Genomic DNA, 22,564 nt, shown 5'->3' with positions numbered 1-22,564 from the left:
GGCCTCGAGATCGGGTGCCGCTGGGATCAGCACGCCGCACTTAGGAGTGGTCACGGTGTACTCACCCCACGCGTCGGCGGGATTTGGCCATCCGGGGAGCAGGTTACATCGATGGGAGGGTGATCCTGTACGTCCCGACTCGAGACAGGAACCGCGTAATCAAACGAGCACACCCGGGCCGCTTCCTGGGCGTCCAGCCACTTTAGGCTGAGACGACCTTTTTGCCTGGCGCCGCGCAGCAGACTCAGGCCGCCTTGCCCGACCACGCCAAGCGGTTCATCGTTGGCGTCGAATACCTCCGCACCGAACGGCGCCGGCTTGCCGTCGGACATGCGGATGCGCGCAATCAGCGCACGGCCGGTTTTGCTCTTGAAATCCACCATCACCACCGCGCCAGCATAAGGCACCACCTGGGCGCTGGTGGCGTCCAGCTGGACGCCCAACGGCAGGCCTTGCGGGTCGATCTGGATGGTGTCGAGCTGATAGGGCGTGAGGTAGGGCACCAGCGCATAGCCGGAGCGGCCGACGCTGAGGCCTGGCGCATTGGTGATGTGCGCACCGTCCGCACCGGGTGCGTGCACGATGGCGACGGTGTCGCCGGTTGGTGGGCCGAAGGTGATGCCGCCACGGTGGGCGACCACTGCGCCGCCGGCGTTGAAGGACGCCTGCGAGTAGTCCCTGCCGTGGCCGACGCTGGCGTTGAATGTGGCGTAAGGACTGCTGTAGCCGGAGGTTACGCTGAAGGCGTTGCCGTTGTCGCCATGCGAGGCGGAGGCGCCGTAGTTGAACTGGTTCCACTGGCCCAGCGTACCGTTGACGGTGGCCTGTTCCTGAGTGCCGGCGTTGTTGTCGTGGTTGGCGTTGAACGAGAGGCTGGGCGCGTGCGAAGTGCTACCCAGCGGCAGGCTTGCGTTGAAGAAAATCTGATTGTCGTTCCCGCTGAACTCCGTGCGCCCACGGCTGACGGACACGCTCCAGGCCAAGCGGCGGAAATGGCTGTTGTAGCCAACCTGGAACTGGCTGTCGCTGCCGCGGCGGTTCCAGTAATCGTTGACGGTGGCATTGGCATAAAGCGAGCTGCCGTTTTGCCCCAACTGCTGGCTGAGCGTCAGGGTGAAGCGGTTGCGCTGTTGCAGCAGACCGCGCGAGACATAGAGGTCACGGCTGTTGTAGGCGGTGCCGTTCAACGCCGCGAGCTGCGCAGGCGTGAGCAGGCTTTGCACGGGCACGCCGTCAATGGTCTGCACATTGGACGGCAGGTGTTGCAGGGCGTTCAGGCCGCGCCGCGCGTAGTCGCGTGCAAACTCGGCATCGTTCAGGCTCAGGAAGCCGCTGGTGGAATAGCGGTTGGCCACCACGCTGAACGAGGTGTCGGTTTCCGGGATGATCTTGCTGTAGGTGATGCGATAGCTCTGGCCGTCGTGGGCACCGTCGCCCGGGATGATCGCATGGGCCTGGGTGACGTCCAGCGCCAGCGCGCCGAAGCGCGTGTTCAACGCTCCGCCGACCAGCACCGCGGCGTAGCCGACGGAACCCTGCAAGCCGGCGTAGCCAGTGAAGCGGTTGTTGAAGCCGTGTTGCGCTGCGGCCTGGATTACGCCGGGCTTGTCGTGCAGAGCCGAGTCGCGCAACTGGCCGGCGGCGATGTCGAAGCGGGTGACGCCGGGGCGCATCAGCTGCGCCACCGAGGCGTAGGGCACCGTAAGGCTGTGCTGGCGACCATCGGCTTCCGTTACCACCACATCCAGGTCGCCGCCGTAACCGGTGGGGTAGAGATCGTTGATCACGAACGGACCGGGTGCGACGGTGGTCTGGTAGATCTGCACGCCATTCTGGGACACCGTGACCTTGGCATTGGTGTAGGCGACACCGCGTACGACCGGAGCATAGCCACGCAGCGACTGTGGCAGCATGCGATCGTCGGTACCCAGTTGCACGCCGCGCAAGCCGTAGCTGTTGAACACGGAGCCATCGGTGTAGCTGTCGCCCAGGTTCAGCATGGCACTCCAGCTGGGAAGGGCCCGCTGCACGTAGGTGTCAATGTTCTGCCAGTGGCGTTGAGCCGGCCGGCCGGCGACGCCGGACTGCCAGGTTGCCGTGCTGTCCTGCCGCAGCTGCCATGGGCCGATGTTCAAGCCGGATCGAAGCCCCAAGTAAGTGCTGGTCTGGCCTTGTCCGCCGCTGGTGGTGCGGTAACTGTTGAAATTGTAGTTGAGCAGGAGCGCCGGCACGCCCGCGTCCCAGGATGCCGGATTGATCCAGCCGCGCGGCCTGAGGTTCATGTATGCCTGAGGTACGCTGGCATCCAGACGCAGGTTCGGCATGTCGAAAGACAGCGTGGCTCCGGGAATCAGATCGGCCAGGTTCACGCAGGCGGTGGAGGATCCAGGATGTGCCACGGATGTGGTGGGCTCAAGGCCGAGGCGATCGAGCAGGTCGGAGGTCACGCATGGCACGGCGCTGGTATTGGTTGATGGCGCGGCGAATCGCACGTCCATGCGGCCGACCCAGTTCTTGCCGAGATAGACATCCAGGTTGTAGATGCCTGGCAGTACCGGGTTGCCGTGTTCGAAACGGCTCAGGTCGGTGGTGTTGTCGCCGGTACCGGCCAGCATGCTGCGGTCGAAACTGGCGAAGCCGCCGCTGGCTCCCGCGCTGGCATCGGCGCTCGCGCCGCCAGGAGCTGCGCCCGAGGCCGCGGCCAGCGTCTGGCGAGGCCATCCCATGGAGCCCGCAAGCGCCATGCCACAGGCCAGCGCGAGCGCAGCGTGGCGCGTCGGGGCGTGGCTGGAGCGCGTGCGTTGCCGCTTCATTACGGCGCCACGGCGCCCTTGTGGGTGTCAGCCGCGCCGAAGTCGTTGATGGTGACGAACACGATTGGCGTGCCGACGGCAGGCGTCTGGGCAAGCCCCTTCAGCGGCAGGCGCAGGTCGCCAAAAGGCGCGACCATGCCGCTAATCGCGGCCAGCGGTTTGCTGCCGGCGCCGAGCGACAGGTTGCTGATCGTGACGTAATACGGCGTAGGGTTGTGCACTTGCAGTGCCGCACCCTGGCCAGGCGCGATCTGGAAGATCAGTTTGTCCGCAGCCTTCAGCGCGTCGCCTGCCAGGCCGGCCGGACGGTAGAACAGCTTTACCCGCGAACGGATCGCGAACTGCAGATAGTTACGGCCGGCAAATTCGTGGCCGTCGGGTTTGGGCGGAATTTCCAGCACGTTCAGCCAGAAAATCGACTCGCGGTCGGTCGGCAACGGCTGGGAGCCCTGGGTGTAGAGAATCCGCAGGCTCTGATCCTTGTGCGACTCCATGCGGAACAGCGGCGGCGTGATCAGAAAAGGCGTGGTGACACTGTCCGGTGTCGAATCCGCATTGCCGGTGTCGATCCATGCCTCGACCAGCGCGGGGTGATCGCCTTCGTTGGACAGGCGCACGGTAACCTCGCCTTGCTGGCCAGGAAACACCACCCGGGTGCCGCCGATGACAACACTGGCCTGGGCTGCGGGGATCGCCAGACACAAAGCGACAACCGCCGCGCCAAATGCACGGATCAGGATGTTCATGGGCACCTCTACACGGGAGTCGGGTGACGGCAGGCCTGCCGCATTCGCGGGAATGCGGCAGGCTTGAGTGCAATCGCCTTAGTTGTAGGTCAGCGTGTAGGTCACCGAAGCCGTCACCAGGCCCGCGGTCACGGCAGCGGCCGTCGGCTGGTAGTAACGGGCCTGGTAGGCCAGCGTTGCCGCGCCACTGCCGTCGATGGTTGCACTGACCGGGTTGGAGTTCGTGCTCAGATTGATGGCGGTACCCGCCGAATCGGTCATCTGGACATTCACGTTGGAGAAGGTGGCGCCGGTCGAGTTCAAGATGGTGCCGGCGTGCGCGCTGTCAATGGACGTGCCGCCAAACGCCGCACCTACCTGGACCCCGGACGGCGTCGTCGGACAGCCGGTCAGCGTCAGCGAGAAGGACTTCGTACCTGCGGTGGAGCCCGCTCCAGTGAAGGCGGTAGCCGGTACATCGGGCAAGGTGACCGCGACGACGCCGCTGCTCGCATTGCTGACGGTACAGGTCGACGACAACACCTTGCCGCTGAAGGTGATGGTGCCGTCGGCGGCGTTGGCCTTCGGAACGAACCCGATGGTGGCCACGGCGGCGATCAGAGCGGCGGAAAGCAGGGTCTTCTTCATTGTGGTTTTCCTTGAGCGGGTTTCGATTGGATTTGACTGGTACTGCGTAAGAACGATGAGCCGGCGGTTGCGATCTGCATCCTCGGCGTGGCTTCCGAATGTTGGACTGACGCCCTCCTGGCCTCCCGGAACGAACTGCCAGTGGCGCATGCTGCCGTTACCGCTGAGGATTAAGCAATGGCCATGCCAAGAAGAATATGAAAACGATTACTCCGGCCTGCTGCTCCCCTCGGACGGGGCCCTCCATGAGGCTGCGCAACGGTTTTCCGCTGGAGCTGAGGCATTCCCTGACAAATATTGACACAAAAAATGCCAACTCGGTCACCTTTGCCGCGGGCCGCGGATTACGCAAATTTCACGAAAGTCACGTTTTGAAACTCCCTTGTAAAGGTTGCTTGACATTGCTCAGGCGTATCTTTATTGTTTGCCTTGTCAAGGTCGCTTGACATCATCGACAAGGGGAACTTGCATGAAAAGAACGACTGGTCGAACGCTTTCCCGACTGCTTGGATGTGCCTTGGCCGTGGTGACGAGTGGCGCTGCATGGTCATTCCCCAGCTTGCCGACGGTGACGGGCACGCTCAAAGTCGAGCGTCATGGCGACCACGGTCGTGCGGTGATCCTGATTCCCGGGCTGCAGGGCGGGCCGTGGGTGTGGCAGCGGACGATCGAGCAGCTGCAGAAGGACCATGTGGTGTACGCGGTGACGCTGGCGGGTTTCGATGGCATGCCGGCGCCCGCTGATGGCGGCGAACTGTTCGATCGGGCGGATGCGTCGCTGGAGCAGTTGATCGAGCAGCGGAAGATCGACCGGCCGGTGCTGGTGGGCCACAGCCTGGGCGGCACGCTGGCGCTGCGTTTTGCCGGCGAGCATCCCGAACTGATCTCGGGTGTGGTGGCGGTGGACGGCCTGCCGATTTTCCCCGGCATGGAGCGGGTGGGCGCGGAGCAGCGCAAGGCGATGGCGGCGCAGATGCAGCAGCAGATGTCGGCGGCCACGCCGGAGCAGTTCCAGGCGCAGTCACTGGGCTACATGCAGAAGATCGGCGTGATCGATCCGCAGCTGGCCGCGCGCTACGCGCCGATGAATGCGCGCAGCGACATCAAGGCCAGTGCGCAGTACATGGCCGAGGATCTCGCGTTCGACGGACGTGCGGCGCTGAAGAATGCGAACGTGCCGATCCTGGAGATCTCGCCATACAACGCCCCGGATTTCAGCCAGCCGCCGATGATGATGAGCGAGGCGCAGAAGACGGCGTATTACCAGTCGCTGCTGGCCGATGCGCCGAAGGCGAAGGTGGTCTCGATCTCGCCGTCGCGGCATTTCGTGATGCTCGACCAGCCGGCCAGGTTCCAGCAGGCGCTGGGCGCTTTCCTGCAGTCACTTTGAGGCCTTCGATGACTCGCCTTTCGAACAAGAGCTACCAGTGGCAGACCCTGCTCAGCATGAGCGCCTACGTCGCGTTGCTGTTGCTGGTGTGGCCGCTGGCGCGCTCGGTGGAGGGCTGGGCCGCCAAGGGCTTGCTGGCGTTGGCGCCGGTGCTGCCGATGTTCTATCTGTTCGCGCTGATGGCCCGCCGCATCCGCGAAAGCGATGAACTGGAGCAGCGCATGCATCTGGTCGCGCTGGGCGTGGCCACGATGCTGACGGCGGCGCTCAGTCTGATCGGAGGCTTCCTGGCGGCGGCACACGTGCTCGCCATCGATGGATCGATCCTGATCTGGGTGTTCCCGGTGATGCTGGCCGGCTACGGGATCACGCGGTCGCTGCTGGTCAGGCGCTACGGCGGCGACATGTTTGCCTGCGCCGGCGATGCCGGGATTCCCGCTTACGTGCGTGCCTTGCTGGTTGCCGTGCTGATGGCGGCGGTGGCCGTCTTTGCCTACGTGAAGAACGACGATCAGTTGTGGGGCGTGTTCGCGGGAATGGCGGCGGCATTCATCGTTTTTGCAGGGCTGCAGCTGGTTCGCCGCCAGCGGAAGGCGGCCCTGGCAGACGACAGGGCGCAACGATGAATCCCGTGTCGTCGGGGACACCATCAACCGGGAGACATGACTGATGGCCATGCGTGAAGTGCACAAGCGCTACCTGCGCGAATTCCTGCCGGCCATGGCTGCGTATGTCGTGCTGATCCTCCTTTCGGCGCTGGCATCGGCGCGGGTCGACAGCGTGGCCGGGCGCGTCGTGCTGGCCCTGCTGCCCCTGTTGCCCATCCTGCTGGCCATTCGCGCGATGGTTCGCGTGGTCCGCGACCAGGACGAACTGGAGCGGCGCATCGACCTGGAGGCGTTTGCGATCTCCGCCATGGCCACCGGCTTCGGCTTCTTCAGCTTCGGCCTGCTGATGGGCGCCAACGCGGGCTGGACGGTGTCGGGGCAGGCGGTCGCCATCTGGGTGATGCCGTGCCTGTTCGCCAGCTTCGGCATCGCCAAGCTGGTGGTGCTGTGGCGCTACCGCAGTCATGAATAACCATGTGCGTGAACTGCGCGGCGCGCAGGCCTGGTCGCAGGCCGACCTGGCCGAGCGGCTGGATGTTTCGCGGCAAACCGTCAACGCCATAGAAACCGGCAAGTACGATCCGAGTTTGCCGCTGGCCTTCAAGATTGCCCGTCTGTTCGGGCAAACGATCGAATCCATTTTTGAACCTGGGGAGTGACACGTGAGCATGAAACCCGGAAAACGCATGGGCGTGGTGGTCGCCGTCGCGGTGGCGATCATCTCGGCCAACCGCGTCGCCCATCATCGTGAGAAGGAACCGACGCCACCGGCACCGGCTTCGGCCTCGACTGCGGCCGTTGCACCCGCGCCGGCCGCCACCTGGAAACTCGGCAGCCTGACCCTGACCGCATGCGAGCTTGCCGCGCCGAACAGCGGCCTGAGCACGGCGGCCTGGTGCACGGACTTCCCCGTGCCGGAAAACCGGGCCGATCCGCACAGCCGCACGATCGAGCTGAAGCTGGCGGTGCTGCGTTCGCGGGCGCAGGTGGCCAGTCCCGACATGCTGGCCTTTCTTGCCGGTGGCCCGGGACAGGCGGCCACCGATTCGGCGGCCCAGGTGGCGACGGTGCTGAAGCCGCTGCTGGCCCATCGCCACGTGCTGCTGCTCGACCAGCGTGGCACCGGTGGTTCCAATGCGCTCAGCTGCAAGGAATCCGCCGCCACGAGCCCGCCGGACGACAGCACCTTCGACGCCGACAAGCTGCGCGCAGCGGCGGCGCAGTGCCTCAAGCTGCTGGCCGGTCGCGCCGATCCGCGCTACTACACCACCACGATCGCGGCGCAGGACCTGGAGGACGTGCGCAAGGCCATCGGTTCGCCGCAGTTCGACCTGATCGGCGTGTCGTACGGCACACGGATGGCGCAGCAGTACCTGATGCGTTTCCCGCAGTCGGTGCGCAGCGTGGTGCTGGACAGTGCCGTGCCGAATTCGCTGGCCCTGGGCGAGGACTTCGCCCGCAACCTGGACGACGCGCTGAAGGCGCAGTTCGCCCGCTGCACTGCCGAGCCGGCCTGCAAGAAACAGTTCGGCGATCCGGACCAGACCCTGTACCAGCTGCGTGATGCGCTGCGGGCCAATCCGCACCAGGTCAGTTTTCGCGACCCGCAGAACTACCAGACGGTGAAGCAGATGCTGGACGAGGACTCGCTGGCCAGCGTGGTGCGCATGTTCGCGTACACGCCGGCCACCGCCGCGCTGCTGCCGCTGTCGATCGACGCGGCGGCGCATGGCGACGTGGGTCCGCTGCTGGGCCAGGCCAAGCTGCTGTCCGGCGAACTGTCCGAGCTGATGGGCAGCGGCATGCAGTATTCGGTGATCTGCAGCGAGGACGCCGACCTGCTGGCCGTGCGCCCGCAGGATGCGCAGACCATCCTCGGCACGCGCATGGTCGACGCCCTGAAGGCGGTGTGTTCGGTGTGGCCGAAAGGCACGCGCCCGGCCGACTTCCATGCGCCGCTGAAAACCGACAAGCCGGTGCTGCTGCTGGCCGGCCAGTACGACCCGGTGACCCCGCCGCGCTACGCCGAGGAAGTGGCCAAGGGCCTGCCGAACGCGCGGGTGCTGACCCTCAAGGGCCAGGCGCACAGTGTCATGGCGACCGGCTGCACGCCGCAGCTGATCCAGCATTTCATCGAGAAGCTCGACCCGAAGACGCTGGACGCGGGTTGCCTGGACCGGTTGCAGCCGACGCCGATCTTCATCGACTTCAACGGAGCGACCCCATGATCGAGGTAAGGGATTTGCACAAGGCGTTCGGCGCGGTGAAGGCCGTCGACGGCGTCAGCTTCACTGCCCGCGACGGCGAGATCACCGGCCTGCTCGGCCCCAACGGTGCCGGCAAGACCACCACGCTGCGCATGCTGTACACGCTGATGGCGCCGGATCGTGGCCAGGTGCTGGTCGATGGCATCGATGCGGCGGCCGATCCGCTGGCCGTGCGTCGCCAGCTCGGCGTGCTGCCGGATGCGCGCGGGCTGTACAAGCGGCTCAGCGCGCGCGAGAACATCGACTACTTCGGACGCCTGCACGGTCTGCCCGAAGAACTGCTGGCGAGCCGGCGCGAAGCGCTGGTCAAGGCGCTGGAGATGGGCGACATCGCCGACCGCCGCACCGAGGGTTTCTCGCAGGGGCAGCGGGTGAAGACCGCGATCGCCCGCGCGCTGGTGCACGACCCGCGCAACGTGATCCTCGACGAACCGACCAACGGCCTCGACGTGATGGCCACCCGCGCGCTTCGCCAGTTCATGACGCGGCTGAAGGAGGAGGGGCGTTGCGTGCTGTTTTCCAGCCACATCATGCAGGAGGTGGGCGCCTTGTGTGACCGCATCGTGGTGATCGCACACGGCCGCGTGGTGGCCGACGAGACGCCGGATGCGCTGCGCGCCCAGACCGGCGAGAACAACCTGGAGGATGCCTTCGTGAAGATCATCGGCAGCGAAGAGGGCCTCGCCGCATGAACGACATGTCCGCGAAAATCCGCCGCAGCGGCGCGTTCCTCACCGTGTTCCTGAAGGAGGTGAAGGAAAACCTGCGCGACCGCCGCACCCTGATGAGCGCCTTCCTCACCGGCCCGCTGCTGGGCCCGCTGCTGTTCGTGATGCTGATCAACGTCACCCTCAACCGCGAACTGGACAAGGCCGAGAAGCCGCTGCCGGTGCCGGTGCTGGGCGCCGCGTACGCGCCCAACCTGATCGATGCGCTGAAGGCCGGCGGCGTGGTGCCGGGCGCGGCGGTGGCCGATCCCGCGCAGACCGTGCGCAAGCAGGATGCCGACGTGGTCCTGCGCATCGCCCCCGACTACGGCAAGGCCTGGCGCAAGGGCGAGCCGGTGCAGGTGGAGCTGTTCTACGACTCCTCGCGGCGTGACGCGAACACTTCGGTGGAGCGGGTCAGCGACCTGGTCGAGAACTATGCCCGGCAACAGGGGGCGATGCGACTGGTCGCGCGCGGGCTGTCGCCCGGCACCGCGTGGCCGCTGCAGGTCGCCAGGCGCGACCAGGCCACGCCGCAGTCGCGCGCGGTGCTGATGTTCGCGATGCTGCCGTATTTCTTCGTGATCACCATCTTCATGGGCGGCATGTACCTGGCGATCGACCTCACCGCGGGCGAGCGCGAGCGGCAATCGCTGGAGCCGCTGTTCGCCAACCCGGTGGCGCGCTGGAAAATCCTCTGCGGCAAGCTGGCGGCGATCTGCGCGTTCTCCACCGCGAGCCTGCTGATCACCTTGCTGGGCTTCGCGGTGGTCGGCCGCTTCATCCCCGCCGAGAAGATCGGCATGGAGCTCGACCTTGGCCTGCACTTCGCCACCTACGTTCTGCTGCTGATGCTGCCGCTGGTGCTGCTGCTGTCCGCGCTGCAGTCGCTGGTGGCTGCGTTTGCCAAGAGCTATCGCGAGGCGCAGACCTACATCTCGCTGCTGATGCTGGTGCCGATCATCCCCAGTGCGCTGCTGTCGTTCATGCCGATCAAGGCGCAGGCGTGGATGTACGCGATCCCGTTGCTGGGCCAGAACCTCGGCATCATGCAGTTGCTGCGCGGCGATGGTGTCACCGGCGAACAGATCGGCCTGTGCCTGGCCGGCAGTCTGGCGGGGGCGCTGGTGGCGGTGCTGGTGACCGCCCAGTTGTATCGCTCCGAGAAGCTGGCGATCTCGGCTTGAGCCCGGCCCTCCCCGGCCCTCCCCCTGTCCCACAGGGACTTCCTTCGCTCGCAAGCGGGGAGGGGGAAGCTGGCGACGCCATGCTCATCCCCCTGCGTGCAGGGGGAGGTTGGGGGGCTTTTGATCTCGCGCCGCGAAGCGCGTCTCTTCCGGCAAGGGGTCAGCCGGGCGGAGCGGTCAGTTCGCGGGCGTTGAGGTAACCGTCGCGGTTGCGGTCCAGCTTGTGGAACTGGCGGCGCAGGTTGTCGCGGTTTTCCTGCAGCGTGATCGGCTGGCCGCGGCCGCCGGGCAGTTCGCCAGTTTCGATGATGCCGTCGCCGTTGCTGTCCATGTTGCGAAAACCCTCGCTCATGTAGGCCACGTATTCCGCCGCGCTGACCCGGCCGTCGCCGTTGCCGTCGAAGCGCTGCAGGTACGCCTCGCGGCTTTGCTGGGCATGGTTCGCCGTGGAGGCCAGCAGCAAGGCCGCGGCGGCAGCGATGATCCGGATGTTCAGCGGTGGCCGCCGTGGATGCCGATGAACTGCAGGAACTCGGCGCGCGTCCTGGCGTCATCGCGGAAGGTGCCCAGCATCTGGCTGGTGACCATCGACACGCCGCGCTTGTGCACGCCGCGGGTGGTCATGCATTCGTGGCTGGCATCGATCACCACCGCCACGCCGGCCGGCTGCAGGGTTTCCTGGATGCAGTGGGCGATTTCCGCAGTGAGTTTTTCCTGCACCTGGAAGCGCCGCGCGTAACCGTCGACTACCCGGGCCAGCTTGCTGATGCCCACCACGCGATTGGTCGGCAGGTAGCCGACGTGGGCACGGCCGATGATCGGCGCCATGTGGTGCTCGCAGTGGCTCTCGAACTCGATGTCGCGCAACACCACCATCTCGTCGTAGCCGGCCACTTCCTTGAAAGTGCGGCGCAGGTACTCGCCTGGATCGGTCTCATAACCGCTGAACCAGTCGCGATATGCCTTCACCACGCGCTTGGGCGTGTCGAGCAGGCCTTCGCGCGACGGGTCTTCGCCAGCCCAGCGCAACAGCGTGCGCACGGCCTCCTCGGCCTGTTCGGGCGTGACTTCGGGGTGCTTGGCGCGGTCGTTCATGCCGGGTCCTTGGATCGTTCGAAAGGAAAGTTTAACCGGATGCCGGTCTTCACCGGTTGCGCCGGAGCTGATGCAGTTGCCGCTCTTGGCAGCGCCGTAGGTACGGAGTCGTTCCGATATCGGATGCAGCGCTCCTCGCGACGGGATGAGAAAACCGCGACACCCAGGCGAAAGGTCTTCCTGACGACGCATGACGTAATGTATAAGTTACATTATGTCCTGTAGAGATGACATGACTCCTCGATCCTTGCGCTACCTTGTCCTGGTCCCGCTGTCCGTCGGCCGGCTGGTGGTCGCCTGGCTGGTGGTGATGCAGGTGTTGCGCAAGCGCTGGCGCGACACCGTGGAGGCCGAGTGCGATCGCCAGATCGGGCCGCGCGCCAGTGGCCGGGCGCGGGCAGGACTGTCGATCTTCGCGCTGGCGCTGGCGGTGACGTTCGTCTTCTCGCCGCTGGGTCATCCGGGCTGGGCAAGGCCGCTGGCGATATCCAGCCTGCTGATGGCCGGCCTGACCGGCTCCTGCCTGCTCGGGTCCGCGGTGACGGGCATCACCTGCTGGCACGACCGGCGCGGCGCATGACCGGGACGCCGATCGACAACCTGATCCGCAAGCTGCGCTTCGAGCATGACGAGATGACCCAGCAAGCACTGGCCGATGCCTGCGGCATCACCCGGCAGACGGTGATCGCGCTGGAGGCAGGCAAGTACGCGCCCTCGCTGGAGCTGGCGTTCCGCATCGCCCGCGTGTTCGGCGTGGGCGTGGAAGACGTGTTCCAGTGGAAACGGTGAGCGCGGTCTGTCCGTAGGCGCTTTCGTCCTACGGCGCGGTGGCGTCGTCACCACCGTCATCCAGCGCGGGAACATCATCCAGCAGTTGCGGGGCGATTTCGCCCGGCGCGGATTCCACGCCTCGCAGCCTGCGTTCGATCGCGCGAGTGCGCACGCCTGTTGCGTCGATCTGGTTGCTAGCCTGGTCGAGATTCTTCTTGACCTTGTCCAGCACCGCTCCGAACTTGCTGAACTCAGTTTTGACCGCACCCAGCAGTTGCCATACCTCGCTGCTGCGCTTCTCGATCGCCAGCGTGCGGAAGCCGGCCTTGAGGCTGGTCAGGATCGCCGCCAGCGTGGTCGGCCCGGCGACGGTGATGTGGTGGTCGCGCTGCAGCGATTCGAACAGGCCCGGTCGCCGCAGTACCTCGGCGAACAAACCCTCGGTGGGCAGAAACAGAATGGCGAAATCCACCGTGTGCGGTGGTGCCACGTACTTGCCCCGAATGCGCTTGGCTTCGTCGCGCACGCGCCGCTCAAGCGCGTTGGCGGCATCCAACGCTGCGGCGGCGTTGGCGTTCTCTTGCGCTTCCTGCAGGCGCTGATAATCCTCGAGCGGAAACTTGGCGTCGATGGGCAACCACAACGCAGCACCGTCGACGCCGTTGGGCATGTGGATGGCGTATTCCACCCGCGCGTCGGAGTTGGGTATCACGGCCACGTTCACGGCGTATTGATCCGGCGTCAGGAGCTGTTCGAGCAGCGCGCCGAGCTGAGTTTCGCCCAACACCCCGCGCGTCTTCACGTTGCCTAGCACGCGCTTGAGGTCGCCCACGCCGGTGGCCAGGTTCTGCATTTCGCCCAGCCCGCGCTGCACGGCCTCGAGCCGCTCGGACACCAGCTTGAACGATTCGCCCAGGCGGGTTTCCAGCGTAGCGTGCAGCTTTTCGTCCACGGTGGCGCGCATCTGTTCGAGTTTCGCCGCGTTGTCCTGCTGGATCGCGCCGAGCTTGGCTTCCAGCGTGGCGCGCATCTCGCCCATGCGCTTTTCATTGTCCGCGGTGAGCGCGGCCAGGCGTTGCTGCTGTTGTTCGCCCAGCCGGTTGAGGGTGGTGGCGATCTCCTCGCGGCCCTTGCGCGCGTCCTCGACCAGTCGCTGGGTCAATGACTGCAAGCCGTTGTCGGTACGTTCGGTGAGCAGGGTCAGCCGCTGGCCGAAACCGTCGATGCGCTCGGACTGCTGCTGCGACATGCCGTTGAGCTGTTCCCCCAGGTGGCCGCGAAAGCGGTCGAAGCCCTGCTGCAATTCCTCGCGGCCGGCGCGCTGTTCCTCGCGCAGGGTGCGCTCGACGCGGGCGCTGTCGTCCTTCAGCGCGTCCAGCTTGGCTTCGAGGCCGGGATCGCCGCGGCGGCGCAGCAGCAACGCCACCTGCAGCAGCAACACCAGCGCGGCGAGGATGACGAGGACAATCAGCAGGGTTTCATTGAGCGGCATGGAACGTTTTCCCGGGATCAGGCATCCAGTGTACGTCGAGCGGTCTCATCGACTGCGCCCGGATTCATGTTGCCGTCGCCGGGGCGGTGCATCATGGGCGGAGGTTCAGCCCGGGAGAGCTTCATGGAACACGTCCACGATTACCTGGTCATCGGCGGCGGCATGGCCGCGGACGCTGCCGCCAAGGCCATCCGCGAAGTCGACGGCGCGGCGAACGTCGGCATCGTGGGCGACGACCCATCGGCGCCGTATCAGCGGCCGCCGCTGAGCAAGGCGATGTGGAAGGGCGACAAGTCGCTCGCGGACATCGACCTGGCCACCGCAGGGAGTGGCGCCACGCTGCACCTGGGGCGGCGCATTGCCTCGCTGGATCGTGTCGCCCACGTGGCCCGCGACGACCGGGGCGACAGTTATCGCTATCGCCGGCTGCTGCTGGCCACCGGCGCCACGCCGCGCCTGCTGCCGTTTGATGGCGGCGAAAGGCTGATCCACTACCGCACGCTGGCCGACTACGAAGCGCTACGTCGCTACGCCCGACCCGGCGCCTACGTCGCCGTGGTCGGCGGCGGCTTCATCGGCTGCGAGCTGGCGGCCTCGCTGTGCAGCATCGGCTGCAAGGTGAGCCTGCTGTTTCCCGGCGAGACGATCGGCGCGGGACGCTATCCCGAAGTGCTGGCGCACTACCTGGACGACTACTACCGTAGCCGCGGTGTGGACCTGCATCCCGGAACCCGCGTGGTCGGCGGCGAAGCCACCCAGGATGGCGTGAAGCTGGAGCTGTCCAACGGTGAAATCATGCTGGTCGAAGCGGCGGTGGCCGGTCTTGGCGTGACGCCGAACGTGACGCTGGCCGAGCAGGCCGGGCTGGCTGTCGACAACGGCATCGTCGTCGATGCGCAACTGCGCAGCAGCGATGCAGACATCTGGGCCGCTGGCGACGTGGCCAACTTCCACAGTGTCGCGCTGGATCGCCGGATGCGCGTGGAGCACGAGGACGCCGCGATCAGCATGGGCCGGCATGCGGGACGCGCGATGGCCGGCGTGGCGGAGGATTACGTCGTCCAGCCGTTCTTCTACTCGGATCTGTTCGACCTGGGTTACGAAGCCGTCGGCCTGCTCGATACGCGGCTCCAGGTGGTCGAGGACTGGCGCGAGCCGTATCGGGAAGGCGTGGTGTATTACCTCGACGGCGGTCGCGTGCGCGGCGTGCTGTTGTGGAACACCTGGGACCAGGTCGACGCCGCGCGCGAGCTGATCGCCGAGCCTGGCCCGTTCGATGCCGCGTCGCTGCGCGGGCGCCTGCCACGCGGCGCCTGACCCTCCTGTCGAAGCAGCTTCAATCCACCCGGCAGAACACCGCCTTCAGGTAACGGCCTTCCGGCACGTCGGTGCGGAACGGATGGTCGGCGCCGGCGCCGCGCACTTCCAGCACCTGGATCGCGCGGCCGGCGTTGAGCGCGACCCGGCGCAGCATTTCCAGGAACTCGCCTTCGCCGACCAGGCCGGTGCACGAGCAGGTCAGCAGCAGCCCGCCGGGCGGGATGATGTCCAGCGCCATGCGGTTCATCGCGAAGTATTTCTTCAGTGCGTCCATCACCTTGCTGCGGTCGCGGGTGAGCTTGGCCGGGTCGAGGATCACCGCGTCGTAGCGTTCGCCGCGGGCTACCGCGGCGCGCACCCAGTCGAAGATGTCGGACTGCTCGAAGCTCACCGCGACGTTGTTCGCCGCGGCGTTGGCGCGGGCGACTTCGAGGATGCCGGCGTCCAGGTCCACGCCGACCGCCTCGCGCGCGCCGGCCGCCATCGCGTGCACCGCGAAGCCGCCGGCGTTGCAGCACAGGTCGAGCACGCGGCGGCCCCTGGCCAGTTCGGCGAAGCGCTTGCGGTTGTCGCGCTGGTCGGCGAAGAAGCCGGTCTTGTGGCCGGAGCCCGGCGCGGCGTGGAAGCGCAGGCCATGTTCGTGCACCTCGAACGCGGCGGGCACGTCGGGGCTGCGGCAGTCGAACGATTCCTGCTTCTGCACGTGCGACTCGGCGAACCAGTACAACTGCGCGCCGGGGAAATGCGCGAGCAGGGCGGCGTGGATCGCCTCGCGGAACTTCCACATGCCGGCGGCGAAGTATTCGACCACGATGACGTTGGCGTAGCGGTCGACGATCAGGCCCGAAAGGTCGTCGCCTTCGCTGTGCACCACGCGCCAGGCGTCGCTGACCGCATCGAGCTGCAGCCAGTCGCGGCGCAGCTGCACGGCGCGGGCGATGCGCGCGGCGATCCAGTCGGCGTCGATCGTGGCCTGCGGATCGGTGTCGAGCAGGCGCAGCGCGATGCGCGCGTGGCCGTTCCAGAACGCGCGGCCCACGAAGCGGCCCTTCGCGTCCTGTACCTCGACCACGCTGCCCGGCGGCAGTTTCGACTCGGGCTTGTAGATCTGTGCCGACCACACCCACGGGTGGCCGGGGCTGCGGTCGGATTTCAGGCGGATGACGGGAAGCGCGGCGGGAGTATTCATCCACCCATGATAGCTGGTGGCCGGGCGCCGGCCGCGCTGCGACGGCGAATGCTCAGTCGGCCTGGACCACCGCCAGTTCGTTGCCGTGCGGGTCGAGGAACTGGAAGCGCCGCCCGCCGGGGAAGGCAAAGATCGGGCGCACGATGCTGGCGCCGGCGGCCGTCACCGCGAGCAGGGCGGCTTCGAGGTCGTCCACCGCGATCACCGGCAGCGGCGCGCGGGTGGCTTCGGTCGGATCGCCCTGCAGGCCGACGTCCACGTCGCCGGTCATGGTCGCCGCGTAGCTGGGACCGAAATCCGTCAGCTCCCAGCCGAAGGCCTGGTGGTAGAACGCCTTGGACGCCGCGATGTCGCTGGCCGGCAATTCGATGTAGTTGGGACGCGCCATCGCGGACTCTCCGGGGTTGAACAGGTCAGCACCTGTGAAGAAAACCACTTCCTGTGGTTTTCTTCTATCGCACGTCCGGTACGTGCCCGGACGTGCTCACGCGAATCAGTCACCTGCGTGGCTGCTCCGCGACCGGCCGTCCATGGCCGGGCTGAGAGGTTGAAACATAACCCCTCAGCGCAGTCGCAGCACCAGCCACGACAGCAGCGCCAGCAGGTTGATGCCGATCCGCGACACCGACGGCCCGGCGATCGCCAGCAGGAAACCCTGCGAGCCGAGGTGCCAGTCGATGCCCAGCCGCGGCGTCGACTGCAGCGTGGCGAACACGTTGACGAAGGCGCCGCAATGCAGGCCGTAACTGAACACGGGCAGGGCGATCAGCGGCAGCTGCAGCAGCTGCGCCCAGCGCGACATCCGCACGCCCTGCTCGCTGCCGGCGACCAGCTGGATGCCGGCGGCCAGCACGAAGCCGTACAGCGCCAGGCCGAGCAGGGCGATCAGGCTGTCGTGGGCGCCGAATGGCAGCAGCCGGTGCAGCATCGCCGCCACCCCGTAGAAGCCGCCGGCGATTTCGAGGACGCCGATCAGGCGGAACAGAACAGTGCGCATGCGTAGCCCTGGCAAAAAAACGCAAGCTTAGGGCAACGCTGATCAAGTATCACCACCGTCACCCACCTCTCTGTTCGCAGACCACGGGGGCGTCGACGAAGGCAGACTGGCCGTCTGTCGAGACGACGGACCGAAGGCATGCGGACAGAGAGGGTGGGCCTCAACCTGTTGAACCTGAAATGACGAGGTGATGACGGCGGCGATACCTGGTCAGCGTTGCCCTAGGTGATCAGCACGCCGCGCGCTTCCTCGACGATGGCATGCGGCACGAAACGGGCGCTGTCCTGGGTCACCAGCGAGCTGTCCTCGCGGATGCCGATGCCGCAGGCGCGGTCGCCGACCACCCAGCTGCCGATCAGCGGATAGTGGCCGTCGAACGCGGTCAGCGGATGGCAGGCCTGGCGGATGCACGGGCCGTCATACGGGCCGTCGGTGCGCAGTTCGCGGCCGTCGTCCAGGTGCATCGCGATGTTGGCGCCCTCGCGCGAATGCAGCGGCTTGCGCACCCAGCCGCGCGGCAGCGCGCCGCCCTGGTCGAATTCGGCCGGCAACAGGTTCGGGTGGCCGCGGTGCGCATCCCACAGCAGCGGCAGGATGCCCTTGTTGCTGAGCAGCGCCTTCCACGGCGGTTCGATCAGCTGCAGCCCTGAGCGCGGCAGGTACGGGCCGAACGTTTCGCGGAACAGGTCTTCCAGCGGGTACAGCTTGAACAGGCAGCCGATCACCTGGTCGTCGAGGTCGGTGAAGCGGCCGTCCTCGGAGATGCCGATGTCCTCGATCGCCAGTGTGCCGCACTCGATGCCGGCCTGCAGCGCGCAGTCCCGCAGGTAGGCGATGGTGCCCTGGTCTTCGTTCGAATCACGCACGGCGGCGAAATGGAACGGTCGCGCGATGCCGCGGGCGATCGTGCCGAACGCCTCCACCAGCGATTCCTGGATCGAGTTGAACTGGTCGCTGCCGGCCGGCAGCTGGCCGCGCGCGAGCTGGTCCTCCAGCCATTGCCACTGGAAGAACGCGGCCTCGAACAGCGAGGTCGGCGTGTCGTAGTTGAGCTCGTACAGCTTGGCCGGACCGCGGCCGTCGTAGGCGAAATCCAGCCGGCCGTACAGGTGCGGTTCGCGCCGGCGCCAGCTTTCGGCGATCCAGTCCCGGTACGGCTCGGGTACCGCCAGCTGCTGCATGAGCTGCTCGCTGCCCACGATGCGCTCGACCATGTCCAGCGCCATCGCGTGCAGCTCTTCGGTGGGCGACTCGATGTCGTGCTCGATCTCGCGCAGGCTGAAGGCGTAGTACGCGGACTCGTCCCAGTACGGCGCATCGTCGATGGTGTGGAAACCGAAACCGCAATCCGCGGCCCTGGCGCGCCAGTCGGGGCGCTCGGCCAGCGCGATGCGGTGCATCAGCTGCCGAAACCGCGACTGCCGCTGGAGCGGCCGAAGCCGGAGCGGCTGGTGGTGACCGCGCGATTCGGCGTGGCGTTGATCGGCACCATGCCGGTGCCTGCGGTGCCGCCGCGATAGACGCCGCCACTGGCGCCGCCCGCCGCCGGCCGTTGCCAGCCGCCGTTGCTGTCGCGGAATGCAGGGGCGCTGTTGAAGCCGTTGGCGGCCACGCCGTTGCGCATCATCTGCGACAGGAAGAAGCCGGTCATCAGCGGGCCGAAGAACGAATGGTTGTTGCCGTCGCTGCGTTCGGCGCACTTTTCCTTGCCGTAGCTGGCCTCGCATTCCTCGCGGTTGGCGAAGCGCGGCGCGGTGGCCACCGCTTCCTGCTCGGCCTTGGCAAAGGCCTGGTTGCAGGTGCTGCTGTCATTGGTCTGCGCCACGCAGGCCTCGACCGAGGTGTACAGGCCTTCGCGCGCCTCGTTGCGGTCGCAGGCGGTCAGCAGCAGCGGGGCCGTGCCCATCAGCAGCAGGGCGGCGGTGCGGGATCGTTTCATGGGGATGCTCGGCCAGGGGAATCCGCTCAAGCATGCCTGTTCGGGCGGGTGGATGAAAGTTCTTGCGAATGACCGCGGCGGGCGCTGCGGATGGCCGTCCGGCTATTCGAGTTCGTCCGCCAGCTCGTGCAGGTCGGCGATGTGCTGTTCCCACCAGCGCGATTCGGCGGCGAACGGGAACGCGACGGGAAAGGCCGGGTCATGCCAGCGCGCGGCGATCCAGCCGGCGTAGTGCAGCTGGCGCATCGCGCGCAGCACCGGAATCAGCGCCAGTTCGCCGTGGTCGAAATCGCGGAACTGCTGGTAGCCCTCGAGCAGCGCCTCCATCGTGCGTTCGTCGCTGGCCAGCATCCACAGGTCCTGCACGGCGGGGCCGCTGCGGGCGTCGTCGAAGTCGACGAAGTGCGGGCCGGCATCGGTCCACAGCACGTTGCCCGGATGGCAGTCGCCATGCAGGCGCAACTGGCGCAGCGGGCCGAGCGCCTCCATGCGTGCGCCGATCGCCGCGTCCAGCCGGGTCGCGGCGACGCGGTAGTTGGCCTGCAGGCCGGCCGGCAGCAACGACGAGCCGAGCACCGCATGCATCGGCTGCTGCACCATCGTGTCGCGGTCGAGCCGGCCGCGATGTGCAAACGGCGCGCGGGCGCCGATCACGTGCATGCGCGCGATCAGCCGACCCAGCCACTGCAACTGGTCGAGCGCTTCCAGCTCCGGCGCGCGGCCGCCCCGGCGCGGGGTCAGCGCGTAGCGGAAGCCACCGTGATGCAGCAGGCTGCGGCCGTCGAACAGCAGCGGGGCGACCGCGGGCAGTTCGGCGTCGGCCAGCTCCTGCGCGAAGGTGTGTTCCTCGATGATCGCCGCATCGCTCCAGCGGTCCGGCCGGTAGAACTTCGCGATCACCGGAGCAGCGTCCTCGATGCCGACCTGCCACACCCGGTTCTCGTAGCTGTTCAGCGCCAGCAGGCGACCGTCCGGCCACAGCCCGCAGGCGCTCACGGCGTCGAGCACGAGATCGGGCGTGAGGCTCTCATACGGCGCAGCCGCCATCAGGAAACGCGCCTCTTGCTTTCGCCTGCTCTCCCCGTGTCGGAGAGAGGATTGAGGTGAGGGGACGCTCTATCGAGATGCGGCATGTTCAACGCGTGCCCATGCCGCGCGCCGCGATCACCGCCATGGTGATGCGCGAAATGCACACCAGAGCCCCTTCCTCGCTTTCGATGCGGATCTCCCACACCTGGGTGGTGCGGCCGATGTGCAGCATCTTGGCGGTGCCGGTGACGCTGCCGCCGCGCACGCCGCGGATGTGGTTGGCGTTGATGTCCAGTCCCACCGCCAGCTCCTTCGCGGGGTCCAAGGTCAGCATCGCGGCGGTGCTGCCCAGCGTTTCGGCCAGCACCACCGAGGCGCCCCCGTGCAGCAGGCCGTAGGGCTGATGGGTGCGATGGTCGACCGGCATGGTGCCGGCCAGCCAGTCGTCGCCGATCGCGGTGATGCGGATGCCCAGCGTCTCCATCATGGTGTTGGCGCTCCATGCGTTGACGCGGTCCAGGTCGGTGGATTGTTTCCAGATGCTCATCGTTGATTCCCGTGGATCGAACCCGCATTGTCGTCCGGGGTCATCGCCGCGACAATGCACACGTGTTCAAGGTCACCCTCAAGACATCCGGCCGCCAGTTTTCGGTGGTCGCGGGCGAAACCGTGCTGGAAGCGGCGCAACGGGCGGGTGTGGCCTTGCCTTATTCGTGCCGGGCCGGCGTCTGCGGCAGCTGCAAGGCCACCTTGCTGGACGGGCGCTGCGAGTATCCGCGCAATCCGCCGCTGGCGCTGAATGCGGATGAGCAGGCGCACCATGCGGTGCTGCTGTGCCAGGCCGTGCCGGTGACGGATTTGTTGCTGGAAGCGCGCGAAGTCACCTCGGTGGAGGACATCGCGCGGCGCCAGCTCGGCATGGTGGTGACCGAGAAGTGGCCGCTGGCGCCGGATGTCACCGGCCTGCGCCTGCTGCCGGCACGCGGCGAGCGTCGCCTGAAGCGCCTGCCCGGCCAGTATGTCGACGTGCTGCTGGAGGATGGCAAGCGCCGTCCGTTCTCGATCGCCAACGGTCCGCAGGCCGACGGCATGATCGAGATGCACGTGCGCCACGTGGCCGGCGGCGGTTTCACGTCGTGGGTGAGCAGCACGCTGAAGCCGGGTGATCACCTGCGCGTGGAGGGCCCGCTGGGCACCTTCGTGCCGCGCGAGGATTCGGAGCGACCGATGATCTTCATGGCCGGCGGCACCGGTTTTGCGCCGGTGAAGGCAATCGTCGAGCACTTCATCGCGCTGGGCACGCGTCGCGCCATCCAGGTCTACTGGGGGGCGCGCGTGGCGGGCGACCTGTACCTGCGCGCGCTGGCCGAACGCTGGGCGGGCGAACTGCCGAACCTCGCGTTCCACGCGGTGGTGTCCGACGCGGACGGCGCGGCGGGTTTGCGCACCGGCCTGGTGCACGAGGCGGTGCTGGCCGACCAGCCGGACCTGTCAGGGCACGACCTTTACATGAGCGGGCCGCCGGCGATGATCGATGCCGCGCATCCGCGCTTCCTGGCTGCCGGCCTGCCGGAAGAGCGTCTCTACTACGACTCGTTCGAATACGCCCCCGACGTGCTGGCGCAGATCATCGCCGGGCGCGCGGGCATCCATGACTTGCCGCTGCCGTAGACACCTGACGATCGCTGTCTGATCGGGCAGCGGGGCGGGAGCGTGGCCCGCCAGCGGTTCTTTACCGGTTGCCCTTGGCCACCGGCAACTGCGCCGCGTGCCAGGCCAGCACGCCGCCGTCCAGCCGATGAACCTTGGCGAAGCCGGCCTTGACCAGCCGCTGCGCGGCCTTGATCGAATTGCCACGACCGTCCTTGTCCATCACCACCACCGGCAGTTCCTTCGCCTTGGCCAGATCCTTGTTCTCCGGATCGAACTGGCTCATCGCCACGTGCCTGGCGCCGGGCACGTGCATCTTCTCGAATTCGGCGATCGCCGACAGATCGATCAGCAGCGGGTTTTCGCGATTGATCAGGTGGGTCAGGCCGGCCGGGCTCAGTTCCCCGACCTTGCTGAACAGGGCGCTGACCTGCATCACGATCAATGCCAGCAGCAGGATCGCGAACAGGGCCACCAGGGCCACATGGTTGCCGACAAATTCGGGCAGCTTGTGCAGGAAATCGTTCATCGTCAGTCCACAGGTGCCTTGATCGCACCAATTCGGGTAAACCGGCGATTATACGGAGTTGCCGCCAGTTGCGCGGGCGGCGTCGACTCAGCGCCTGGGAAGAAAACCACATCCTGTGGTTTCTTCTATCGCGAGTCCGGTACACGCCCGGACTCGCTCACGCGAATCAGGCACGGCGTGCCCGATCCGCGGTCGGCCATGCCTGGCC

The 22,564-nt window shown here is 66.8% G+C and carries 25 protein-coding genes; 11 read left to right on the top strand and 14 right to left on the bottom strand.

Annotated features, from left to right (window positions below; translation table 11 throughout):
* Positions 1-50 precede the first annotated feature (50 nt).
* From ABNK63_RS15510 to ABNK63_RS15500, 3 genes are all read right to left on the bottom strand, one after another.
* Positions 51-2,813 (bottom strand): fimbria/pilus outer membrane usher protein, encoded by a 2,763-nt coding sequence (locus ABNK63_RS15510; RefSeq protein WP_350016131.1) that lies wholly within the window; start codon positions 2,811-2,813, stop codon positions 51-53.
* On the bottom strand, positions 2,813-3,559 hold the full coding sequence (locus ABNK63_RS15505) for a fimbria/pilus periplasmic chaperone (RefSeq protein ID WP_350016130.1): 747 nt from the start codon (positions 3,557-3,559) through the stop codon (positions 2,813-2,815). Before ABNK63_RS15505 ends, ABNK63_RS15510 begins: the two co-directional genes overlap by 1 nt.
* 78 nt (positions 3,560-3,637) lie before the next feature.
* On the bottom strand, positions 3,638-4,186 hold the full coding sequence (locus ABNK63_RS15500) for a fimbrial protein (RefSeq protein ID WP_350016129.1): 549 nt from the start codon (positions 4,184-4,186) through the stop codon (positions 3,638-3,640).
* 568 nt (positions 4,187-4,754) lie between these two features.
* Between ABNK63_RS15500 and ABNK63_RS15495 the strand changes: the two genes are divergently transcribed.
* From ABNK63_RS15495 to ABNK63_RS15465, 7 genes are read left to right on the top strand one after another with little or no spacing between them, the layout of a single operon-like run.
* Positions 4,755-5,576 carry an alpha/beta hydrolase gene (locus ABNK63_RS15495; RefSeq protein ID WP_350016128.1) on the top strand — a complete coding sequence of 274 codons (822 nt, stop codon included), beginning with the start codon at positions 4,755-4,757 and terminating at the stop codon, positions 5,574-5,576.
* 8 nt (positions 5,577-5,584) lie between these two features.
* Positions 5,585-6,202: a hypothetical protein gene (locus ABNK63_RS15490; RefSeq protein WP_007806681.1), complete on the top strand. Its 618-nt coding sequence runs from the start codon at positions 5,585-5,587 to the stop codon at positions 6,200-6,202.
* A 43-nt stretch (positions 6,203-6,245) separates the two neighbouring features.
* A complete protein-coding gene (locus tag ABNK63_RS15485; RefSeq protein ID WP_007806679.1) occupies positions 6,246-6,656 on the top strand; it encodes a hypothetical protein in 411 nt (136 codons plus the stop codon).
* On the top strand, positions 6,649-6,843 hold the full coding sequence (locus ABNK63_RS15480) for a helix-turn-helix transcriptional regulator (protein ID WP_007806678.1): 195 nt from the start codon (positions 6,649-6,651) through the stop codon (positions 6,841-6,843). Before ABNK63_RS15485 ends, ABNK63_RS15480 begins: the two co-directional genes overlap by 8 nt.
* A gap of 9 nt (positions 6,844-6,852) precedes the next feature.
* Positions 6,853-8,412 (top strand): alpha/beta hydrolase, encoded by a 1,560-nt coding sequence (locus ABNK63_RS15475; protein ID WP_040673002.1) that lies wholly within the window; start codon positions 6,853-6,855, stop codon positions 8,410-8,412.
* Positions 8,409-9,143, top strand: coding sequence for an ATP-binding cassette domain-containing protein (locus ABNK63_RS15470; protein ID WP_007806673.1), 735 nt, complete (start codon positions 8,409-8,411; stop codon positions 9,141-9,143). The genes ABNK63_RS15475 and ABNK63_RS15470 overlap by 4 nt, the downstream gene beginning before the upstream one ends.
* The gene (locus ABNK63_RS15465; RefSeq protein ID WP_350016127.1) at positions 9,140-10,345 is read left to right on the top strand and encodes an ABC transporter permease; all 1,206 of its coding nucleotides are present in this window, start codon (positions 9,140-9,142) and stop codon (positions 10,343-10,345) included. The genes ABNK63_RS15470 and ABNK63_RS15465 overlap by 4 nt, the downstream gene beginning before the upstream one ends.
* A 160-nt stretch (positions 10,346-10,505) precedes the next feature.
* On the opposite strand, the gene ABNK63_RS15460 is transcribed toward ABNK63_RS15465, so the two are convergent.
* Positions 10,506-10,808: a hypothetical protein gene (locus tag ABNK63_RS15460; protein WP_350016126.1), complete on the bottom strand. Its 303-nt coding sequence runs from the start codon at positions 10,806-10,808 to the stop codon at positions 10,506-10,508.
* Between the two features lie 29 nt (positions 10,809-10,837).
* Complete coding sequence (folE, locus tag ABNK63_RS15455; RefSeq protein ID WP_007806666.1) at positions 10,838-11,440, bottom strand: GTP cyclohydrolase I FolE; 603 nt, start codon at positions 11,438-11,440, stop codon at positions 10,838-10,840.
* Positions 11,441-11,672: 232 nt separating this feature from the next.
* Here folE and ABNK63_RS15450 point away from each other — a divergent pair, with 232 nt between their 5' ends.
* Together ABNK63_RS15450 and ABNK63_RS15445 are read left to right on the top strand one after the other, a co-directional pair.
* Positions 11,673-12,020, top strand: a complete 348-nt coding sequence (locus ABNK63_RS15450) for a hypothetical protein (RefSeq protein WP_350016125.1) — start codon at positions 11,673-11,675, stop codon at positions 12,018-12,020.
* Positions 12,021-12,031: 11 nt separating this feature from the next.
* A complete protein-coding gene (locus ABNK63_RS15445) occupies positions 12,032-12,229 on the top strand; it encodes a helix-turn-helix transcriptional regulator (protein ID WP_202946795.1) in 198 nt (65 codons plus the stop codon).
* Positions 12,230-12,257: 28 nt separating this feature from the next.
* Here ABNK63_RS15445 and rmuC read toward each other — a convergent pair whose 3' ends face one another.
* Positions 12,258-13,703 carry a DNA recombination protein RmuC gene (gene rmuC / locus ABNK63_RS15440; RefSeq protein WP_350016124.1) on the bottom strand — a complete coding sequence of 482 codons (1,446 nt, stop codon included), beginning with the start codon at positions 13,701-13,703 and terminating at the stop codon, positions 12,258-12,260.
* Between the two features lie 123 nt (positions 13,704-13,826).
* Here rmuC and ABNK63_RS15435 point away from each other — a divergent pair, with 123 nt between their 5' ends.
* Positions 13,827-15,020: an FAD-dependent oxidoreductase gene (locus tag ABNK63_RS15435; RefSeq protein WP_007806659.1), complete on the top strand. Its 1,194-nt coding sequence runs from the start codon at positions 13,827-13,829 to the stop codon at positions 15,018-15,020.
* A gap of 19 nt (positions 15,021-15,039) precedes the next feature.
* Here the strand turns inward: ABNK63_RS15435 and ABNK63_RS15430 are convergent, their stop codons facing one another.
* From ABNK63_RS15430 to ABNK63_RS15400, 7 genes are all read right to left on the bottom strand, one after another.
* A complete protein-coding gene (locus ABNK63_RS15430; RefSeq protein ID WP_007806657.1) occupies positions 15,040-16,212 on the bottom strand; it encodes a class I SAM-dependent rRNA methyltransferase in 1,173 nt (390 codons plus the stop codon).
* Between the two features lie 52 nt (positions 16,213-16,264).
* Complete coding sequence (locus ABNK63_RS15425; protein ID WP_007806655.1) at positions 16,265-16,600, bottom strand: VOC family protein; 336 nt, start codon at positions 16,598-16,600, stop codon at positions 16,265-16,267.
* A 174-nt stretch (positions 16,601-16,774) separates the two neighbouring features.
* On the bottom strand, positions 16,775-17,209 hold the full coding sequence (locus ABNK63_RS15420; RefSeq protein ID WP_007806653.1) for a hypothetical protein: 435 nt from the start codon (positions 17,207-17,209) through the stop codon (positions 16,775-16,777).
* A gap of 221 nt (positions 17,210-17,430) precedes the next feature.
* Positions 17,431-18,609, bottom strand: a complete 1,179-nt coding sequence (locus ABNK63_RS15415; protein ID WP_350016123.1) for a glutathionylspermidine synthase family protein — start codon at positions 18,607-18,609, stop codon at positions 17,431-17,433.
* Positions 18,609-19,148, bottom strand: a complete 540-nt coding sequence (locus ABNK63_RS15410; protein ID WP_007806646.1) for a DUF1190 domain-containing protein — start codon at positions 19,146-19,148, stop codon at positions 18,609-18,611. Before ABNK63_RS15410 ends, ABNK63_RS15415 begins: the two co-directional genes overlap by 1 nt.
* A 102-nt stretch (positions 19,149-19,250) precedes the next feature.
* Complete coding sequence (locus ABNK63_RS15405) at positions 19,251-20,195, bottom strand: serine/threonine protein kinase (RefSeq protein WP_007806645.1); 945 nt, start codon at positions 20,193-20,195, stop codon at positions 19,251-19,253.
* 88 nt (positions 20,196-20,283) lie between these two features.
* A complete protein-coding gene (locus ABNK63_RS15400) occupies positions 20,284-20,724 on the bottom strand; it encodes a hotdog fold thioesterase (RefSeq protein ID WP_007806642.1) in 441 nt (146 codons plus the stop codon).
* 62 nt (positions 20,725-20,786) lie between these two features.
* On the opposite strand from ABNK63_RS15400, the gene ABNK63_RS15395 reads away from it, so the two are divergent.
* Complete coding sequence (locus tag ABNK63_RS15395; RefSeq protein ID WP_350016122.1) at positions 20,787-21,848, top strand: 2Fe-2S iron-sulfur cluster-binding protein; 1,062 nt, start codon at positions 20,787-20,789, stop codon at positions 21,846-21,848.
* A gap of 61 nt (positions 21,849-21,909) precedes the next feature.
* On the opposite strand, the gene ABNK63_RS15390 is transcribed toward ABNK63_RS15395, so the two are convergent.
* Positions 21,910-22,356, bottom strand: a complete 447-nt coding sequence (locus ABNK63_RS15390) for a rhodanese-like domain-containing protein (protein ID WP_007806640.1) — start codon at positions 22,354-22,356, stop codon at positions 21,910-21,912.
* Positions 22,357-22,564: the final 208 nt, after the last annotated feature.

Source organism: Rhodanobacter sp. IGA1.0 (assembly GCF_040208325.1).
GTDB classification, from domain to species: domain Bacteria; phylum Pseudomonadota; class Gammaproteobacteria; order Xanthomonadales; family Rhodanobacteraceae; genus Rhodanobacter; species Rhodanobacter spathiphylli.
The sequence above is the reverse complement of the archived record's forward strand: the minus strand, read 5'-3'. Positions and strand labels throughout refer to the sequence as shown.

What these genes read in the sequence shown, in the direction of transcription:
- ABNK63_RS15510 (WP_350016131.1), bottom strand. Translation starts at nt 2,813, where the DNA reads ATGAAGCGGCAACGCACGCGCTCCAGCCACGCCCCGACGCGCCACGCT.
- ABNK63_RS15430 (WP_007806657.1), bottom strand. Translation starts at nt 16,212, where the DNA reads ATGAATACTCCCGCCGCGCTTCCCGTCATCCGCCTGAAATCCGACCGC.
- ABNK63_RS15400 (WP_007806642.1), bottom strand. Translation starts at nt 20,724, where the DNA reads ATGAGCATCTGGAAACAATCCACCGACCTGGACCGCGTCAACGCATGG.
- ABNK63_RS15480 (WP_007806678.1), top strand. Translation starts at nt 6,649, where the DNA reads ATGAATAACCATGTGCGTGAACTGCGCGGCGCGCAGGCCTGGTCGCAG.
- ABNK63_RS15450 (WP_350016125.1), top strand. Translation starts at nt 11,673, where the DNA reads ATGACTCCTCGATCCTTGCGCTACCTTGTCCTGGTCCCGCTGTCCGTC.
- ABNK63_RS15485 (WP_007806679.1), top strand. Translation starts at nt 6,246, where the DNA reads ATGGCCATGCGTGAAGTGCACAAGCGCTACCTGCGCGAATTCCTGCCG.
- ABNK63_RS15475 (WP_040673002.1), top strand. Translation starts at nt 6,853, where the DNA reads ATGAAACCCGGAAAACGCATGGGCGTGGTGGTCGCCGTCGCGGTGGCG.
- ABNK63_RS15435 (WP_007806659.1), top strand. Translation starts at nt 13,827, where the DNA reads ATGGAACACGTCCACGATTACCTGGTCATCGGCGGCGGCATGGCCGCG.
- ABNK63_RS15415 (WP_350016123.1), bottom strand. Translation starts at nt 18,609, where the DNA reads ATGCACCGCATCGCGCTGGCCGAGCGCCCCGACTGGCGCGCCAGGGCC.
- ABNK63_RS15470 (WP_007806673.1), top strand. Translation starts at nt 8,409, where the DNA reads ATGATCGAGGTAAGGGATTTGCACAAGGCGTTCGGCGCGGTGAAGGCC.
- rmuC (WP_350016124.1), bottom strand. Translation starts at nt 13,703, where the DNA reads ATGCCGCTCAATGAAACCCTGCTGATTGTCCTCGTCATCCTCGCCGCG.
- ABNK63_RS15500 (WP_350016129.1), bottom strand. Translation starts at nt 4,186, where the DNA reads ATGAAGAAGACCCTGCTTTCCGCCGCTCTGATCGCCGCCGTGGCCACC.
- ABNK63_RS15405 (WP_007806645.1), bottom strand. Translation starts at nt 20,195, where the DNA reads ATGGCGGCTGCGCCGTATGAGAGCCTCACGCCCGATCTCGTGCTCGAC.
- ABNK63_RS15465 (WP_350016127.1), top strand. Translation starts at nt 9,140, where the DNA reads ATGAACGACATGTCCGCGAAAATCCGCCGCAGCGGCGCGTTCCTCACC.
- ABNK63_RS15425 (WP_007806655.1), bottom strand. Translation starts at nt 16,600, where the DNA reads ATGGCGCGTCCCAACTACATCGAATTGCCGGCCAGCGACATCGCGGCG.
- ABNK63_RS15420 (WP_007806653.1), bottom strand. Translation starts at nt 17,209, where the DNA reads ATGCGCACTGTTCTGTTCCGCCTGATCGGCGTCCTCGAAATCGCCGGC.
- ABNK63_RS15505 (WP_350016130.1), bottom strand. Translation starts at nt 3,559, where the DNA reads ATGAACATCCTGATCCGTGCATTTGGCGCGGCGGTTGTCGCTTTGTGT.
- ABNK63_RS15390 (WP_007806640.1), bottom strand. Translation starts at nt 22,356, where the DNA reads ATGAACGATTTCCTGCACAAGCTGCCCGAATTTGTCGGCAACCATGTG.
- folE (WP_007806666.1), bottom strand. Translation starts at nt 11,440, where the DNA reads ATGAACGACCGCGCCAAGCACCCCGAAGTCACGCCCGAACAGGCCGAG.
- ABNK63_RS15410 (WP_007806646.1), bottom strand. Translation starts at nt 19,148, where the DNA reads ATGAAACGATCCCGCACCGCCGCCCTGCTGCTGATGGGCACGGCCCCG.
- ABNK63_RS15490 (WP_007806681.1), top strand. Translation starts at nt 5,585, where the DNA reads ATGACTCGCCTTTCGAACAAGAGCTACCAGTGGCAGACCCTGCTCAGC.